Below are 16,415 nucleotides of genomic sequence, written 5' to 3' on the forward strand. Positions count from 1 at the left end.
CGCGGGCGGCGCGCGCGACGCCGGCCCGTCTCCCGGTCCCGGCCGCCGCGCCCGCCGCGCCGCTGGTCGCGACGCAGCCGGTCCGGGTCTCGCCGCGCGGCGACATCGAGCGCCCGGCCGCCACGCGGCCCCGCGTCGCGCTCGCCCCGGCGCCGGTGGCCAGCGCGCCGCGCACGACGCGCAACCTCGGCGCCGCCGGGGCGAACCGGGCGGTGCAGACGAGCGGCGTCAATCGCGGCGGCCTGTCGCTGCTTGGCGTCTTCGGCACGAAGACGGCGCGCCACGCGCTGATCCGGCTGCCCTCCGGCGCGGTGCAGCGGGTGCGCGCGGGCGACACGGTCGCGGGCGCGCGCGTCGCCGCGGTGGGGACGGATTCGGTGCGGCTCTCCGGCGGCGGCCGCGACATGGTGCTGAAGGTCCAGTAAGCCCCGGCGCGCGGGCCTCAGAACAGCCGGCCCTGCGCGGGCGCCTCCTCTCCGGCGGGCGCCTCGCGCGGGTCGGGCACCGGGTCGAGGAGGTCGGCGCCGTCGTTGCGCGGCGCGTTGACCCGCCGGGAGACCGGCCAGATCCGCATCGCCTCCGACGGATAGGGCCGGAGCAGGTCGCGGGGATCGGGCGCGTCCGAGAGCCAGCGGTCGTAATCGGCGGGCGCGAGGATCACCGGCATCCGGTGATGGATCTCCGCCATCAGCGCGTTCGCCGGGCAGGTCAGCACCGCGAAGGTCCGGATCCGCGCGCCGAGCCGGGGATCGTGCCATTCCTCCCAGATCGCGGCGAGCGCGAAGGGTTCGCCCGAGGCCATCGCGACCGCGTAGGGCTGTTTCGCGCCCCCGATCGCGCGCCATTCGAAGAAGCCGTCCACCGGCATCAGCGCGCGGCGCGCGCGCCAAGCCTCGCGGAACATCGGCGCCGTGGCGACGGTTTCGGAGCGCGCGTTGATCGGCCGCCGTCCGCCGGTCTCGTCGCGCTGCCAGGCGGGCACGAAGCCCCAGTTCCCGGCGACGAAGGCGGGACCCCGCGAGTCACGCTGCCAGAGGATGAGCGGATAGGTCTGGCGCGGCGCGCCGTTCCAGCTCGGCGGCTTCGCCGCCAGCCCTTCCTCCGGCGCGGGCGGCGCGACGCCGGCGAAGGCCTGGACGAGCCCGGCGATCGTGGTCTTGACGATGACGCGTCCGCACATCGGCGCTCCCCCCGTGCCGTTTCCTCCCTCACCTAGCCCCGGCCCGCGCGCCGTTCAACCGCCGGGGCGAGTGTTGCGCAATCGCCGCGCCCGGCCGGGAACCCGGCGGCGGGCGGCGGCGAAAGTCACAAAAGCGTGTCCGGATCGGGCATGCTCGGATCGCGAATGCAACCCCAGCGCGGAGGATCCCGACATGACGAAGAACGGCCGACCATCGTGCCTCAGGGCCCTGCTTCTCGCCGGGGCGGCGAGCGCCTGCGCGCTCACCGCCCGGGCCGAGGGCCTGCCGCCGATCGAATGGGGCGACCCGTCGGGCGGGACGCTGCTCTTCTACGGCCAGATCAACATGGGCGTGCTCTCCTACGACGACGGAATCGACACCGAGAGTTACGGGCTGATCGACAACGCCAATTCGGAATCGCGCGTCGGACTGGTCTATACGCGTAGCTTCGGCGACTGGACGCTCGAGAACACCAACGAGATCGGCTACGCGCCCTATTCCTCGGGCAACGCGTCGATCACGCATGACTCGCCTGATTCCTCCGACTACGAATTCACCAATGCCAATATCCGCAAGATCGACTTCGCCTTCTCGAACGACCGGCTCGGCCAGGTCTCGCTCGGCCAGGGCAGCATGGCGACGGACGGCATCCAGGAGATCGACCTCTCCGGCACCGACGTGATCGCCTATTCGAGCGTCGCGGATTCCGCCGCCGGGCAGATCCTGCGCTTCTCCGATCCCGGCCTCTCCTTCGACGAGAGCCTCAGCGGCGTCACGATCGGCGACGCCTTCACCAACTACGACGGTCCCCGGCGCGTGCGCGTCCGCTACGACACGCCGAGCTTCGCCAACATGACCTTCGCCGCCGCCTTCGGCCGCGACCTGCTCTCCGACGATTCCGACATCCGCGACCAGAACATCTTCGACGCCGCGCTCACCTACGAGAGGGAATACGCCGATTTCGACGCGGAGGCGGGGCTCGGCTACTACTGGCAGGAGGACAACATCACCACCTGGGGCGGCTCCGCCTCCGGGCTGCACAGGCCGACGGGGCTGAACCTCACGCTCGGTTTCGGCACCGGCTCGCCCGAGGACGGGCCGGACGGGCAGTGGTACTATGCCAAGCTCGGCCTGCTGCGCCAGTACATCGCCTGGGGCGCCACCGCCGTCTCGCTCGACTACTACAAGGGCGACGACTTCTACATCGCCGGCGATGCGACCAGTTCGGACAGCAAGTCCTGGGGCCTCGCGCTGGTGCAGACCATCGACCGCGCCAATACCGAGCTCTGGCTCACCGCGCGCGACTACGATTATTCGGACAACGCCGCGAGCTACGAGGACGGCCAGGCGATCTTCGGCGGCGCCCGGTTCAGGTTCTGAGCCGATTGGCCTTGCCCCGCGCGGGCCGGTCGCCTATGTGCAACGCGAGCCCGTCTGTCACGGGCAGCGGTGGCGCAACCGGGCGATCGGCCCATCACCGCGTTCCATCTGTTTTCGTCATGTGCGCCTGACGGGGGCGGCAACCGCCGCGGGGGTTCCCCGCGCGGAAAGGACATGACGTTGACTGATACCACTTTCGCGGCCTTCGGCCTCGCGGAACCCCTTGTTCACGGCCTCCAGAAGGCAGGTTTCACCACGCCCACCCCGATCCAGGCCCAGGCCATCGGCCCGCAGCTCGAAGGCCGCGACATCCTCGGCGTCGCGCAGACCGGCACGGGCAAGACCGCGGCCTTCGGCCTGCCGATCCTGCACCAGCTGCTCGCGCTCAAGGGGCGGCCGGCGCCGCGCACCTGCCGCGCGCTGATCCTCGCGCCGACGCGCGAACTCGCGGTGCAGATCGAGCAGAGCCTGCGGGCCTTCGCGGGCGGCGCCCGGATCTCGACCCTGCTCGTGCTCGGCGGCCTGTCGCGCGGCGGCCAGGTCCGCGCGCTCTCGCGCGGCGTCGACATCGTGATCGCGACGCCCGGCCGGCTCACCGACCTGATCGCCGACGGCTCCTGCGTGCTCGACCAGACGCGCTTCGTCGTGCTCGACGAGGCGGACCGGATGCTCGACATGGGCTTCATCCAGCCGGTGCGCCGGATCGTCGCCGCGCTGCACCCCAGGCGGCAGTCGGCGCTCTTCTCGGCCACGATGCCCGACGAGGTCCGGGGCCTCGCGGAGAGCTTCCTGAAGGATCCGGTCACCGTCTCGGTCACGCCGGAATCCACCACTGTCGAGCGGATCGACCAGAGCGTCGAACTGGTCGACGGGCCGCTGAAGCGCGCCCGGCTCGCGACCATCGTCGGCGATCCCGACGTCTCGCGGGTCATCGTCTTCGCCCGCACCAAGCGCGGCGCGGACCGGGTGGCGGAGAATCTCGCGAAGGACGGCATCCCGGCCGAGGCGATCCACGGCAACAAGGCGCAGAACGCGCGGCAGCGCGCGCTGGGCGCCTTCCGCGACGGCCGCGTGCGCGTTCTGGTCGCGACCGACATCGTCGCCCGCGGCATCGACGTGCCGGGCGTGAGCCATGTCGTGAACTACGACCTGCCCGACGAGCCCGAGAGCTACGTGCACCGGATCGGCCGCACCGGCCGGAACGGGGCGGAGGGGATCGCGATCACGCTCTGCGCGCCGGACGAGGTGAAGAAGCTCCGCGCGGTCGAGAAGATCACCCGCACCCGGCTGCTCCCGGCCTCGGTCGAGGGCGTGCCGGAGCGCAAGCAGCCCCGCCGCGGCGGCGGCAACGGCCACGGCGTGGGCCACCACGGCGCGGGCCAGGGCCGCGGCCGCGGTCCGAAGCCGGCGATGGCCGAGGCGCAGGACGCGCCGGCGCGTCCGCGCGGCCGGGGCCCCCGCCGCCCGCGCCGGGCGGCCTGAGGCGCCTTCGCCGGCGCGCCGGGCGTCAGTCCAGCGTGTCGGCGAGCCAGCGGTCGATCAGGAAGCGCGCGATCGACCCCTTGCGCGCCGGCCGGATGTCGGGGTCGAGCCCGGCCGCGGCCCGCATCGCCTCCTCCCGCGTGAGCCAGCGCGCATCCTCGATCTCGTTCGGATCGCGCCGGATCTCGCGGCCGAGCGCCTCGCCGCGGCAGCCGAGCATCAGGCTCGACGGGAAGGGCCAGGGCTGGCTCGCGAGATAGCCGACCTCGCCCACGCGGATCCCGGTCTCCTCCCAGGTTTCGCGCCGCACCGCGGCCTCGATCGATTCGCCGGGCTCCATGAAGCCCGCGAGCAGCGAATACATCCCCGGCGGCCAGGCGGCGGAACGGCCGAGCAGCACGGAATTACCGTGCGTGATCAGCATGATGACGACGGGGTCGGTGCGCGGGAAATGCTGCGCGCCGCAGGCGGGGCAGATCCGCTTCCAGCCCGCGTCGGCGATCTCGGAGGGCTGGCCGCAGCGGGCGCAGAAGCGGTGGCCCTCGTGCCAGGCGAGAATGCCCTTCGCCGCCGCCGCGTTGCCCGCCTCGGCGGGCGTGAGCCGCGCCATCAGCGAGCGCAGTTCGTGAAAGCGCAGGCTCGGCGGCAGGTCGGGATGCGCCTCGCCCTCCTGATCGGTGAAGGCGTATTCCTCCCCCGCGAGCGCCGGCCAGTCGGGGATCTCGCGCGCGAAGCGCGGCGCGTCCTCCTCCAGCCCGAGGAAGATCATCGGCGCGGGCGTCGCGAAGAGCGGGTGATCGGCGGGAAGCCAGGCGAGGTCGGCCTCCGCCGCGCCGCTGACGAGCGGCCGGCCGCGGGAGAGCGGCAGGACGCGCGCGGAGGCGCCGGCGGCGAGGGCGGCGAGCCCGGCCGCGTCGCCGCGCAGATGCGCCGCCCGGTCGATCGACCCGCCGGCGAAGGTCACTGATTCCGCGTCTCTCATCTTTCGGCACTCCCTCATCGGCGCGGGCGGACCATGCCGCGGCCCGGCGCCGCGGGCAACGCCGCGATCGGGTCCGACGGACCGGCGAAAGCCGTCTTGAACCCGGCGGCGCCCGGGGCTATATCGCCTCCCGAGAGGTTGGCGCGGGCAGGCGCCCCGCCAACCCGGTCAGGTCCGGAAGGAAGCAGCCGTAACGGGACCCGCTTGGGTCGCTGTCCAGCCTCTCACCCGCGAACCGGCGCGCGGTCCTCCCTCCCGGGAGGCGCCCCGGGATCCGCGCACCTCCGCCCTGTGCGAAACCCCTCCGCCTGATGTATAATCCCGTCCGAGGGGGGCCGGGATCGATGTGGCGCGTCCTGGGCGGGTTGTTGCTGTTGCTGTCGCTCGGCATGGCGCGGGCGGGCGAGCGGGTGGCGCTGCTGATCGGCAACGCGAGCTACGCGGAGCCGGCCTACGATCTCGCCAATCCCGCCAACGACGCCACCGCGCTCGCCGCGGCGCTGAGGGGGCTCGGCTTCCGGACGCGGGTGGTGATCGACGCCGACCGGGCCGGGGCGGAGGCCGCGCTCGAGGATTTCGGCCGCGCGGCGGCGGGGGCGGAGATCGCCTTCTTCTTCTTCGCCGGGCATGGCGTGCAGATCGCGGGCGAGAACCGGCTCCTGACCGCGGATCTCGGCGCGGGCGCCGCCGAGGCGCTGCGGCGCGCCTCGCTCTCGCTCGACACGGTCCAGGCGACGCTGGCCGCGGCCGCGCCGGAGCTCGGGGTCATCGTGCTCGACGCCTGCCGCGACAATCCGCTCAGCGCTGATCCCCGCGCGGCGCGGGGCCTCGCCCGCGCGCGGGGCGGCTCGGGGCTGCTCATCGCCTATGCGACCGATCCCGGCAATGTCGCCTATGATGGCGCCGGACCCGACAGCGTGTTCACGACGGCGCTTCTCGACAATATCGCGACGCCGGGGCTCGACGTGCGGCTGATGTTCGGCCGGGTCCGGCAGGCGGTGCTGCTCGCCACCAGGGGCCGGCAGGTGCCCTGGGTCGAGGAATCGGTGCTGGGCGAGCACGAGCTCAATCCGGCGCCCGCCTCGGCCGCGCCGGTGGACGCGGTCGAGGCCGACCTGGCCGCATGGCGCGAGGCGACGGCCGCGGGCGGCGCGGCCGCCTATCGGCGCTATCTCGACGCGCGGCCCGACGGGCTCTTCCGCGCCTTCGCCGAGGAACGCCTGGCCGCGCCCGCCGCGCGGCCGGCGCCGGCGGATGCGTCGCGCATCCTCGCCGCCGCCGATCCCGCCTCCGCCGCCGACGCGCTGGCGCGGCTCGGCTTCCTGCCGCGGACCGAGGGATCGGTCGAGCCGGCGCAGCTCGCCGCCGCCTTCGAGAGCTACGCGGCCGAGATGGGCGGGTCCGCGCCGAGCCTCGACGGGCTCTATCTCGACGCGGCGCAGACGACGGTGATGCTCGCGACCGGCACCGCGCAGCGGTTGCGCGGCGAGCTCGCGACGCTCGCCGCGATCCGGAAGACGCTGGCGAGCGCCGAGGGCGCCCGGGCCGAACTCGCCGCGCTCGCCTCCGCCGGCAACGCGGAGGCCGGGGCCGCGCTGTCCGCCGCCGACGCCGATCTCGCCGCCATCCGTGCGCATGAGGCGGAGGTCCAGGCGCGGCTCGACCAGAGCCGCGGCTTCTACGCCGATCTCGTCGCCAGCGGCGGCCACGAGCTTCGCCCCTATCTGCGGCGCTCGCTGGCGGGGCTCGTCGACGCGTCGCGGACCCTGCCCGGGTCCGAGAGCCGGACGATCGGCGACGCGCAACTGTTCGTGAGGCACGCGTCCGAGGATGGGACCGCGCGCCCGGAAGGGAGCATGCGATGGCTGACCGATTTCCTGCCCGGGGGCTGAACCCGGCCCCGCTTCTCCTGGCGTTGGCGCTCGCCGCCTGCGTCGGCATCGGCGCGGATCCCGCGCCGCCCGACACCCCCGAGGCCGCGCTCGACGCGCAGGCGCAAGCCCTCCAGCGCACGGTGCAGGAGGCCGCCGTCGCCGGCGCCACGGCCGGGGCGGGGGGCGTCTATCTTTTCGGCGGCAAGGGTCCGGCGACGGCGCTCGGCCTTTTCGGCGGCATCCCGATCGGCGTCGCGACGGGCACCTATGTCGGCTATCTCCAGCAGCAATACGCGACGAACGAGGCGCGGCTCGACCGGCTGCGCGCCGATCTCGACGCGACCAACGCCGAGACGGCGGCGGCGATCGCGACGATGCGGAGCGTGCTCGCCCGCGAGAGCGCGCGGCTCGCGGCGGCGCGGGCGGCGGGCACGGTGGATCCGACCGCGCGCTCGAGCCTCGCGGCGATGAACCGCGCGATCGACGGGGCCGAGGGGCGGCGCGCCGAATTCGAGGCGACGCGCGCGCTCCGGCTGGGACCGGGCGAGGAAACCGGCGTCGATCCCCGGATCGCCACGCTCGGCCAGCACATCGCCGACATGCGCGCGATCGCCGCCCAGCTCGCGAGCCAGCTATGACCCGGCCGCTTTCCCTTCTCGCGGTGCTCGCGCTCGCCGCCTGCGCCACCTCGGACGATCCCGCGCAGGGCGGTTTCTTCAACGGGATCGCCGGGCTCGTCGGCGGGGGCTACGACGCGCGGATCGACGCGCGCGAACAGGCGGTGGCGGAGTCGGAGGCCGAGGGCGCGGCGCTCTCGGGCGAACTGGCGCGGCTCGAATCGGAACACGCGGCGCTGCGCCGCCGGATCGCCGCGCAGGAATCCGGGCTGCGCGCCCGGGGCGTCGCGCTGCCGCCCGACATCGCGGCCCGGTCCGAGGCCGCGGGTGCCATCGCGCCGCCGGACGCGTCCGAGGACGACCAGGTGACCGCGCTCCGCCGCTCGATCGCGGAGATGCGGGCGCTTTCGGACGAGCTCGCCGCGCTCGACGGCTGAGGCGCGCTTGCCCCCGCCGCGGCGCGCGCATAGGTTGGCGGGCGACCAGCCACAGGACCGCCCTTGACCGACGCTCCCGCCGACAGCGCCTACCGCGTTCTGGCGCGCAAGTACCGCCCCCTGACCTTCGCCGACCTCGTCGGCCAGGAGGCGATGGTGCGTACCCTGCGCAACGCCTTCGACTCCGACCGGATCGCGCATGCCTTCATCCTCACCGGCGTGCGCGGCGTCGGCAAGACGACGACCGCGCGCATCATCGCCAAGGGGCTGAACTGCGTCGGCGCGGACGGGACGGGCGGGCCGACGATCGAGCCCTGCGGCGTCTGCGACGCCTGCCGCGCGATCGCCGAGGGGCGGCACGTGGACGTGCTGGAGATGGACGCGGCGAGCCGCACCGGCGTCGGCGACATCCGCGAGATCATTGATTCCGTCGCCTATCGCGCGGCCTCGGCGCGCTACAAGGTCTACATCATCGACGAGGTGCACATGCTGAGCACCTCGGCCTTCAACGCGCTCCTCAAGACGCTGGAGGAGCCGCCGGCGCATGTGAAGTTCATCTTCGCCACGACCGAGATCCGCAAGGTGCCGGTCACCGTGCTCTCGCGCTGCCAGCGCTTCGACCTGCGCCGGATCGAGCCGGAGACGATGATGGGCCTGCTCTCGGGCATCCTCGCGACCGAGGGGGTGGGGGTCGCGCCCGACGCGCTGGCGCTGATCGTGCGCGCGGCCGAGGGCTCGGCGCGCGACGCGCTGTCGCTGCTCGACCAGGCGATCGCGCATGGCGCGGGCGAGACGGGCGCCGCCGAGGTGCGCGCGATGCTCGGGATCGCCGACCGGGGCAGGGTGCTCGATCTCTTCGAGGCGATCATGCGGGGCGACGCGCGCGCCGCGCTCGCCGAATTCGGCGCGCAATACGCCGAGGGCGCCGATCCCATGGCGGTGATGCGCGACCTCGCGGAGATCACGCACTGGGTCTCGATGGTCCGCCTCACGCCCGAGGCGGCGGAGGATCCGACGATCGGGCCGGACGAGCGCGCCCGCGGGCTGGATTTCGCCGGGCGCCTCGGCATGCGGGCGCTGACGCGCACCTGGCAGATGCTCCTGAAGGCGCTGGAGGAAGTGGGCGCGGCGCCCAATGCGATGATGGCGGCCGAGATGGCGATCATCCGCCTCACCCATGTCGCCGACCTGCCGAGCCCCGAGGAACTGGTGCGCCGCCTCTCCGACGCGCCGGCGCCCGCGCCCGCGCCGCCGGCGGGACCGGGCGGCGGCGGAGGCCGGGCGGCCGGGGCGCCCGCCGCCCTGGCCCGGCCGGGGGTGGCGGCGCCCGCGCCCCTTCGGGCACCCGCGCCGGTCCAGGCGCCGGTCGCGGAGGCCGAGGCGGGGCCGCTCGCGCGCTACGCCGAATTCTCCGACGTGATCGCGCTCATCCGCGCCCGCCGCGACCTGCGGCTGCTGATCGAGGTCGAGAACGGCCTGCGGCTCGTCCATTACGCGCCGGGCCGGATCGAGTTCGAGCCGGCGGAGGAGGCCGAGCCCGACCTCGCCGCGCGGCTCTCGCAGCGGCTCCGGGACTGGACCGGCGCGCGCTGGGGCGTCTCGGTCGTGGGCTCGGGCGGGGGCGCGACGCTCGCCGAGCAGCGCGACGCGACGAAGCGGAGCCTGCGCGCGGAGGCCGCCGCGCATCCGCTGGTCCAGGCGCTGCTCGCGGCCTTCCCGGGCGCGGAGATCAAGGACGTGCGGCCGCCCGAGGCGCCGCTGGTGGAACCGGAGGCCGAGGCCGGAGCTTTGGCCGAGGACGACGATGATTGGGATCCCTTCGCGGAGGAATAGGACATGCTGAAAGGACTGGGTCAGCTTGGCGACATGGCCAAGATCATGAAACAGGCGCAGGAGATGCAGAACCGGATGGGCGAGGCCCAGGCCCGGCTCGGCGACATCGAGGTGACGGGCGAGGCGGGCGCCGGACTCGTCCGGGTGACCGCCACCGCGACCGGCCAGGTCAAGGGCGTCGCGATCGACCCGAGCCTCTTCACCGCCGACGAGAAGGAAGTGGTCGAGGATCTGATCGTCGCGGCGATCCAGGACGCCCAGGCCCGCGCCGCCGCCGCCGCCCAGACGGAGATGGCGAAGGTGACCGAGGGGCTCGACCTGCCCCCGGGGATGAAGCTGCCGTTCTGAGCAAAGGCGGCGCGCGCGCCGGGGCGGGTGAATTGCCCGGCCCGCGCGGGCGCGGCGCGGGGGCGGCGGACCGAGGTCCGCCCCACGGCGGCGCGGGGCTGGTCCCGAGGCGGGGGCGGCGGACCGAGGTCCGCCCCACGGCGGCGCGGGGTCGGTCCCGAGGCGGGGGCGGCGGACCGAGGTCCGCCCTACGGGTCCCGAGGCGGGGCGTCCGGTGGAGAGGGGCATGGCAGGCGGCGCGGATGAACCGGTGGAGCGGCTGATCGCGCTGATGGCGCGGCTGCCGGGGCTCGGGCCCCGTTCGGCGCGGCGCGCGGCGCTCCAGATGATCCGCCGCCGCGCGCTGCTGCTCGACCCGCTCGTCGCGGCGCTGAGCGAGGTCGCGGAGACGGTGCGCGAATGCGAGCGCTGCGGCAATATCGCGACCGGCCCGCTCTGCGCGGTCTGCGCCGATCCGCGCCGGGCCACGGGAGAGATCTGCGTGGTCGAGAGCGTCGCCGATCTCTGGGCGATGGAGCGGGCCGGGGCGTTCCGGGGCCATTACCACGTGCTCGGCGGCGTGCTCTCCGCGCTCGACGGGGTGGGACCGGAGGCGCTGCGCATCCCCGATCTCGTCGCCCGCGCGAAGGCCGAGGGCGCGCGCGAGGTGATCCTCGCGCTCAACGCGACGGTCGACGGCCAGACCACCGCGCATTACATCGCGGGCGAGCTCGCGCCGCTCGACCTCACCGTCTCGACGCTCGCGAAGGGGGTGCCGGTCGGGGGCGAGCTCGACTATCTCGACGACGGCACGATCGGCGCGGCGCTGCTCGCGCGGCGCGCGATGTGACGCGGGGATGATCGTCCGGCCGCGCCCCTCGATCTGGAAGCTCTTCTTCCTCGTGCGCGGCTCGATCCTGCCCCGCGTGCTGCCCCGGCTCGTCCTCGTCTTCCTGCTCTCGCTCGCGATCGTCTGGGGGCACCGGGCCTTCCCGGGCCGGATCGGCGCCATCGACGGCGCGCCCTTCGCGCTGGTCGGGATCGCGCTCTCGGTCTTTCTCGGCTCGCGCAACGCCGCCTGCTACGAACGGTGGTGGGAGGGGCGCAAGGTCTGGGGCGCGATGATCGCCGCCGCGCGCGACTTCGCCCGCGCCACGCTGATCCTCGGACCCGAGGCGCCGGCGCGCCGGCGCCTGCTCTCGCTCACCATCGCCTTCGCTCAGGCGATGGTGCCGCATCTGCGCCGGAGCGCGGGCCATGACCGGGTGCTCGCGCTGCTGCCCGGGGAGCTTCACGCCACCTACCGCGCGAGCCGCAATCCGCCCGACGCGATCCTGCGCGCCATCGCGGAGATCCTCGCGGAGGAGCGGCGGGCCGGGCGGATCACCGATATCGAATGGCAGGTGCTCGACGCCCATGCCCGCGCGCTCGGCGAGGCCCAGGCCGCCTGCGAGCGGATCCGGACGACGCCGGTTCCCTTCGCCTATACCGTGCTGCTGCACCGGATCGCCTTCCTCTTCTGCGTGCTGCTGCCCTTCGGCTTCGTCGACGCGCTCGGCTATGTGACGCCGCTCGTCGGCACGCTGGTCGCCTACGCGGTCTTCGGCCTCGACGCGCTCGGCGACGAGCTGGAACGGCCCTTCGACGCGGAGCCGAACGCGCTGCCGATCCAGGCGCTGGCCGACACGCTGGAGATCAACCTGCGCGAGGCGATGGGCCAGGCGGTGCTGCCCGAGGCGCCGAAGCCGGTCGGGCATGTGCTGATGTGAGGGCGAGGCGGACCGGGGGTCCGCCCTACGCGGCGGGGCGGCCGGCGATGCGCGCGGCGATCCGGTCGGCGAGAAGCTCGACCGCCCGCGCATGATCGGCGAGCAGCCCGGGGTAGCCCGGCCCCTGCGGCGGCACGGTGAAGCGGAACCGCTCGGAGGCGACGATCGCGCCCGAGGAGGAGACGAGGATGTACTGGCCCGCGAAGTCGAGCGCGGTGTCGGGCGCGCCGATCATCCGGTCGACGATCACGCGGAGCTGGAGCGCCGGCGGGTCGAAGGCCGGCCAGGGCTCGGCCATGACCTGCCCGCCGAGCCGGGTCTGCAGCGCGGCGACGAGATGGCGCGTGAGCGCGCGCTGCGGCGTGTCGGCCCAGAGCACGTCCGGGTCGAGCCGGACCGCGCCGCCCTGGCCGAGCGTCGCGACCTCGAGCGCGCCGGCATAGGCCGGCAGGTCGATGTCGGCGACCGCGAGGCTGACCCGGCCCGCCCGCGCGGGCGCGGTCGCGGCCTCGGGCGGCAGCAGGTAGTAGTCCGACGCCCCGCAGGCGCAGAGGAAGGCCAGAAGCGGCAGGGTCAGCGCGGCTCTCACTCTCATCTCCCGAAGATCACGGAATTGGGCTTGCGCTCCAGCGCGGTGACGAGGTCGTCGATCGACTTCGCCGTCTGGCTGACCTGGCGCAGCAGCTGGAGCGTCTCGCGGTTGACCTGGCTGTTCGGCCCGACGCTCGCGAGCGTCGCATCGGCGCGTCTCGCCAGTTCGTCGAGCCGGCCGATCAGCGCGGGCAGGTCCTCGGTGGCGCGGGTGATCGCATCCGCCGCCTCGCCGGCGGAGGCGAGCGTCGTGTTGACGCTCCGGACCGCGCCGCCGGCCCGCAGTTCGGACAGCGTCGCGCGCAATTCGTCGAGCGCGCCGGCGAGCGAGGCGGGAAGCTGGCGCGCGCCCTCGGTCCCGAGCAACTCGTCCGTCGTCGCGAGGATCGCCGAGGCCCGGTCCGCCAGCTCGTCGAGCGGCAGCCCGCGCGCCTGGTCCGAGAGCGCGGTGAGGCTCCGGATCAGCGGCGGCAGTTCGGCGCTCGCGGTATTGACGTTGCCGATCGCGGCCTCGGCCTGCGCGGCCACGGCGTCGATCCGCTTCGTCAGGTCGGAGGCCGCGATCTGTCCGGTGATCGCGCGCAGCGAGGCCATCGAGGCGGTCGCGTCGGCGACCGCGCCGCCCTGGCGCAGTTCCGCGAGGATGCCCTTCACCTCGTCGAGCGAGGCGTTGAGATTGGCGGGGATCTCGGTCACGCCCGGGCTCGTCACCAGCGCGTCGACCGATTTCACCAGCTGCTCGCCCGAAGTCACGAGATCCTCGAGCGGCAGTTCCTCGAGCCGGGCGGCGAGCGCGTTGATCCGCTCCACCACCTTCGGCACGCTGTCGGAGGCGGCGGCGCCCACCTGCGCGACCGCGGCGCTGGTCGCGTCGAGCGCGGTGCCGAGCCGTTCGACCAGCCGCTGCTCCTCGACCTGGGCGACCACGCCCTCGGCGGCGGAGAGGATCGCGGCGAGGCGCCGGGGCGCCTCCTGGATGCCGGGATCGGCGACGACCTGACGGATGTCGGAGATGAGCAGCCCGAGATTCTCGGGCGCGGAGCGCACCTTCGGGTCGCTGACGACCGCGTTCACATTGGCAAGCAGCGTCTCCGCCGTCCGCATCAGATCCTCGATCGGCAGGCTCGAGATCCGCTCCATCAGCCCCTGGGCGGAGGCGTTCAGCGCCTTGGTGTCGGCCGGGGCGGTCGGCAGGATCGGATAGGGCTTGGCATCGGCGTTGAACGCGTCCGGCGCCGGATTGCCGACCATCGCGAGGTCGACGAAGAGATTCTGGCTCAGCAGGCCGGAGGCGGCGAGCCGCGCCCGCATCCCGCGCTGGACCTCCGAGTCGAGGAGCGCGATCAGCCCCCGCGCCATGTCGGCGTCCGACCCCTCCGGGATCCCCATCCGCGACGGGGCGACCGAGAGCGTGGTCCGCAGCGTCACGTGCGGCCCGCGCTCGCTGTCGTCGATCGCCGCCTCCACCGCGCTGACCTGTCCGACGACGACGCCGCGATACTGGACCGGCGCCCCGGGCTCGAGGCCGCGGACCGAACCCTCGAAATAGGCCGTGAGCTTCTGCTGGAAGCCGGCCTCCAGGTCGAGGACGTCGCTCCGCGCGGCGCGCTCGGTATCGTAGAGCTGGTAGACATGGCCGGATTTCACCGGTTCGCCCTGGGGCCCGACCGTGTCGAAGGCGACGCCGCCCTGCACGATCGAGAGCAGGCTCGCGATGTTGAGCTCCGCCCCCTGCGGCCCGAGGCTGATGCTGACGCCGCTCGCGTTCCAGAACCGCGTGCCCTCGGTCAGCCGCGCGTTGTTGGGGGCGTTGACGAAGAGGTCGATCATCACGTCGCCCGCGGGGGTGAGCTGGATGTTCTCGATCCGGCCGACCTGGATGCGCTTGAAGAGCACCGGGGCGCCGACCACCATCGAGCCGCCCTCGGGCGCGCGCAGGCGCACGCGGGTGCCGGGCTGCCCGGCGGGCGTCAGCGGCGGCGCGGGCAGGGCGGTGAAACGCTCCACCCGCTCGCCCTTGGTGTTGTCCCAGTAGGCGTCGATATAGGCGCCCGAGATCACGGTATCGAGGCCGGAGATCCCCTGCGAGGTCACGCTGGGGCGCACCACCCAGAACTGCGCGTCCGAATCGAGATAGTCGGCCGCGTCCTTGTCGATCCGGACCGAGACGATGACCTGCGACAGATCGGGCGAGAGCTTCACGCCCTCGACCTCGCCCACCGTCACGTCGCGGAAGCGCACGGCGGTCTTGCCGGCCTCGATGCCGGCGGCGTTGTCGAAGACGATCTCGATCAGCGGTCCGCGGGATTCGTAGTTGCGCCAGGCGACGCCGAGCGAGACGAGGAGCGCGAGCAGCGGGATGAGCCAGACCGCGGAGAGCCTGCGGCGCGGTCCGACCTCGCTCGGCCCTTCCACGACCGGTTCCGGCGCCTCGGTGTCAGCCATGCTTCGCGTCCGGCTCCGCGCTGTCCCAGATCAGTCTCGGATCCATAGCCTGCGCCGAGAGCATGGTAAAGATGACCGAGAACGCGAAGAAGGCCGCCGCCGGTCCTGGCGCGATCGAGGCGAAGAAGCCCATGTGCACGAGCGCGGTCAGGATCGCGACGACGAAGACGTCGATCATCGACCAGCGGCCGATGAATTCGACGAATTCGTAGAGATGGACGCGCGCGGCCGGCGGTACCCGCCCGCGGCGGCGGATCGAGAGCGCGAGGAAGGCGATGGCGATGAATTTCGCGATCGGGATCGCGACGCTCGCAAGCAGGATGATGAGCGCGACCGGCAGGTCGTGCGCGGCGATCTCGACCGCGCCGCCGACGATGGTCGAGGCATAGTGCTGGCCGACCGAGTCGGTGATCAGCATCGGGAGCAGGTTCGCCGGAACGTAGCACATCAGCCCGACGAGCCAGAGCGCCCAGACCCGCTGCAGGCTGCGCGGCGCGCGGCTCGCGAGATGCGCGCCGCAGCGCGGGCAGGTGGCGAGATCGCGGGGCGAGGCGAGGCCGCAGACGCGGCAGCCGACGAGGCCGGCCGCGCGCGCGGTCCTTCCCGGCGCGGCGCCCGCCGGGGCGGGATGCCGGCTCACGCGGCCACCCGCCGCGTGCCCGCCGGGGGCGCCTTCCGGGCGCGCTCGATCTCGCGCCAGACGGTCCATTCGCACAGGCTCGCCCCTTCGGAGATCACCAGCACGACGACGCCGGCGAGCGCCCAGAAGGCGGGCCCGAGCGAGATCGAGGCCATGCCCGCGATCTTCACGAGCGCGACGGCGACGCCGACCACGAAGACCTCCGCCATCGCCCAGGGCTTCAGCTCGCGTGCGAGGCGGAAGGCCCGTTCGGCGCGGGGCGCGGGCCGCCGGCCGAGGATGAGCGGCAGCAGCGTGTAGGTGAGCGCCGCCGCCCGGATCAGCGGGATCACGACGATGAGCAGCAGCGTCGCGATCGAGAGCGCGGCGACGATCGTGCCGCGGAAGGCGAGCGCGACCTCGAGCACCGAGGCGCTGCTCGAGAGCCCCGCGACCGAGAGTTCGAGGAAGGGAAAGACGATCGCCGCCACCATCAGGATCACGCTGGAGATCGAGGCGACCAGGGTGCGCTCCAGCGCGCCCCGGCGGTTCGTCATCAGCACCTCGCCGCAGCGCGCGCAGCTGACCCGGCCGTTGACCGGCGGGTCGGCCTGCCGCTGCAGCAGGTCGCAGACCGGACAGGCGATCAGTTCGACCGCGGGCGCGGCCTCGGCGCGCGCCGGCCCGGAGGCGGGGGGGAGATCGGAGGAGCTCATCCCCTGCATCTAGGCGGTCGGCCCGGCCGGGAAAAGCCTCAGCCCGGGCTCATTCCGCGGATCTTCTCGGAGCGTCTCCGGAGGAGTTCGAGGGTGACGAGGAGGAGGACGGAGATGGCGATGAGGACGGTTGCGACGGCGAGGATGGTGGGGGAGATCTGC

15 protein-coding genes, 1 other RNA gene and 2 pseudogenes are annotated in these 16,415 nt (G+C 73.7%); 11 read left to right on the plus strand and 7 right to left on the minus strand.

From position 1 onward, the window contains the following. A pseudogene (locus FJM51_RS23995) lies at positions 1-425 on the plus strand (hypothetical protein); the annotation flags it as partial. A 17-nt stretch (positions 426-442) separates the two neighbouring features. On the opposite strand, the gene FJM51_RS21775 reads toward FJM51_RS23995, so the two are convergent. Next, on the minus strand, positions 443-1,180 hold the full coding sequence (locus FJM51_RS21775; protein WP_140456228.1) for an SOS response-associated peptidase: 738 nt from the start codon (positions 1,178-1,180) through the stop codon (positions 443-445). 193 nt (positions 1,181-1,373) lie between these two features. Here FJM51_RS21775 and FJM51_RS21780 point away from each other — a divergent pair, with 193 nt between their 5' ends. Together FJM51_RS21780 and FJM51_RS21785 are read left to right on the plus strand one after the other, a co-directional pair. After that, positions 1,374-2,561, plus strand: coding sequence for a porin family protein (locus FJM51_RS21780; RefSeq protein ID WP_140456229.1), 1,188 nt, complete (start codon positions 1,374-1,376; stop codon positions 2,559-2,561). Positions 2,562-2,741: 180 nt separating this feature from the next. After that, a complete protein-coding gene (locus tag FJM51_RS21785; RefSeq protein WP_233713221.1) occupies positions 2,742-4,043 on the plus strand; it encodes a DEAD/DEAH box helicase in 1,302 nt (433 codons plus the stop codon). 25 nt (positions 4,044-4,068) lie between these two features. Here the strand turns inward: FJM51_RS21785 and nudC are convergent, their stop codons facing one another. Continuing rightward, on the minus strand, positions 4,069-5,025 hold the full coding sequence (nudC, locus tag FJM51_RS21790; protein WP_140456231.1) for an NAD(+) diphosphatase: 957 nt from the start codon (positions 5,023-5,025) through the stop codon (positions 4,069-4,071). 132 nt (positions 5,026-5,157) lie between these two features. On the opposite strand from nudC, the gene ffs reads away from it, so the two are divergent. The 8 genes from ffs to FJM51_RS21830 all read left to right on the plus strand — a co-directional run bounded on the left by ffs (position 5,158) and on the right by FJM51_RS21830 (position 11,882). After that, an RNA gene (gene ffs, locus FJM51_RS21795) (signal recognition particle sRNA small type) lies at positions 5,158-5,254 on the plus strand. 115 nt (positions 5,255-5,369) lie between these two features. Next, positions 5,370-6,917, plus strand: coding sequence for a caspase family protein (locus FJM51_RS21800; RefSeq protein WP_181164707.1), 1,548 nt, complete (start codon positions 5,370-5,372; stop codon positions 6,915-6,917). After that, on the plus strand, positions 6,887-7,537 hold the full coding sequence (locus tag FJM51_RS21805) for a hypothetical protein (protein ID WP_140456233.1): 651 nt from the start codon (positions 6,887-6,889) through the stop codon (positions 7,535-7,537). The genes FJM51_RS21800 and FJM51_RS21805 overlap by 31 nt, the downstream gene beginning before the upstream one ends. Next, positions 7,534-7,953 carry a coiled-coil domain-containing protein gene (locus FJM51_RS21810; protein ID WP_140456234.1) on the plus strand — a complete coding sequence of 140 codons (420 nt, stop codon included), beginning with the start codon at positions 7,534-7,536 and terminating at the stop codon, positions 7,951-7,953. Before FJM51_RS21805 ends, FJM51_RS21810 begins: the two co-directional genes overlap by 4 nt. A 63-nt stretch (positions 7,954-8,016) precedes the next feature. Further along, positions 8,017-9,786 carry a DNA polymerase III subunit gamma/tau gene (locus FJM51_RS21815; protein WP_140456235.1) on the plus strand — a complete coding sequence of 590 codons (1,770 nt, stop codon included), beginning with the start codon at positions 8,017-8,019 and terminating at the stop codon, positions 9,784-9,786. A gap of 3 nt (positions 9,787-9,789) precedes the next feature. Then, on the plus strand, positions 9,790-10,134 hold the full coding sequence (locus FJM51_RS21820) for a YbaB/EbfC family nucleoid-associated protein (RefSeq protein ID WP_140456236.1): 345 nt from the start codon (positions 9,790-9,792) through the stop codon (positions 10,132-10,134). 226 nt (positions 10,135-10,360) lie between these two features. Further along, positions 10,361-10,963 carry a recombination mediator RecR gene (recR, locus tag FJM51_RS21825; protein WP_140456237.1) on the plus strand — a complete coding sequence of 201 codons (603 nt, stop codon included), beginning with the start codon at positions 10,361-10,363 and terminating at the stop codon, positions 10,961-10,963. A gap of 7 nt (positions 10,964-10,970) precedes the next feature. Then, entirely contained in the window at positions 10,971-11,882 is a 912-nt protein-coding gene (locus FJM51_RS21830) for a bestrophin family protein (RefSeq protein ID WP_140456238.1), read from the plus strand. A gap of 25 nt (positions 11,883-11,907) precedes the next feature. Here the strand turns inward: FJM51_RS21830 and FJM51_RS21835 are convergent, their stop codons facing one another. The 5 genes and pseudogenes from FJM51_RS21835 to FJM51_RS24590 all read right to left on the minus strand — a co-directional run. After that, positions 11,908-12,471, minus strand: a complete 564-nt coding sequence (locus FJM51_RS21835) for a PqiC family protein (RefSeq protein ID WP_181164708.1) — start codon at positions 12,469-12,471, stop codon at positions 11,908-11,910. Positions 12,472-12,473: 2 nt separating this feature from the next. Next, positions 12,474-14,918, minus strand: a complete 2,445-nt coding sequence (locus FJM51_RS21840) for an MlaD family protein (protein ID WP_140456240.1) — start codon at positions 14,916-14,918, stop codon at positions 12,474-12,476. Next, on the minus strand, positions 14,911-15,558 hold the full coding sequence (locus tag FJM51_RS21845; RefSeq protein ID WP_233713222.1) for a paraquat-inducible protein A: 648 nt from the start codon (positions 15,556-15,558) through the stop codon (positions 14,911-14,913). Before FJM51_RS21845 ends, FJM51_RS21840 begins: the two co-directional genes overlap by 8 nt. Beyond that, positions 15,555-16,253 carry a paraquat-inducible protein A gene (locus FJM51_RS21850; protein ID WP_140456242.1) on the minus strand — a complete coding sequence of 233 codons (699 nt, stop codon included), beginning with the start codon at positions 16,251-16,253 and terminating at the stop codon, positions 15,555-15,557. The genes FJM51_RS21845 and FJM51_RS21850 overlap by 4 nt, the downstream gene beginning before the upstream one ends. Before the next feature lie 38 nt (positions 16,254-16,291). Further along, positions 16,292-16,415, minus strand: a pseudogene (locus tag FJM51_RS24590) (ABC transporter permease); the annotation flags it as partial.

Origin of the sequence: Amaricoccus solimangrovi, from assembly GCF_006385685.1 — a bacterium.
GTDB classification, from domain to species: Bacteria; Pseudomonadota; Alphaproteobacteria; order Rhodobacterales; family Rhodobacteraceae; genus Amaricoccus; species Amaricoccus solimangrovi.

Coding starts and splice junctions, on each gene's coding strand:
- FJM51_RS21800 (WP_181164707.1), top strand. CDS start 5,370: ATGTGGCGCGTCCTGGGCGGGTTGTTGCTGTTGCTGTCGCTCGGCATG.
- FJM51_RS21820 (WP_140456236.1), top strand. CDS start 9,790: ATGCTGAAAGGACTGGGTCAGCTTGGCGACATGGCCAAGATCATGAAA.
- FJM51_RS21810 (WP_140456234.1), top strand. CDS start 7,534: ATGACCCGGCCGCTTTCCCTTCTCGCGGTGCTCGCGCTCGCCGCCTGC.
- FJM51_RS21840 (WP_140456240.1), bottom strand. CDS start 14,918: ATGGCTGACACCGAGGCGCCGGAACCGGTCGTGGAAGGGCCGAGCGAG.
- FJM51_RS21850 (WP_140456242.1), bottom strand. CDS start 16,253: ATGAGCTCCTCCGATCTCCCCCCCGCCTCCGGGCCGGCGCGCGCCGAG.
- FJM51_RS21780 (WP_140456229.1), top strand. CDS start 1,374: ATGACGAAGAACGGCCGACCATCGTGCCTCAGGGCCCTGCTTCTCGCC.
- FJM51_RS21775 (WP_140456228.1), bottom strand. CDS start 1,180: ATGTGCGGACGCGTCATCGTCAAGACCACGATCGCCGGGCTCGTCCAG.
- nudC (WP_140456231.1), bottom strand. CDS start 5,025: ATGAGAGACGCGGAATCAGTGACCTTCGCCGGCGGGTCGATCGACCGG.
- recR (WP_140456237.1), top strand. CDS start 10,361: ATGGCAGGCGGCGCGGATGAACCGGTGGAGCGGCTGATCGCGCTGATG.
- FJM51_RS21805 (WP_140456233.1), top strand. CDS start 6,887: ATGGCTGACCGATTTCCTGCCCGGGGGCTGAACCCGGCCCCGCTTCTC.
- FJM51_RS21830 (WP_140456238.1), top strand. CDS start 10,971: ATGATCGTCCGGCCGCGCCCCTCGATCTGGAAGCTCTTCTTCCTCGTG.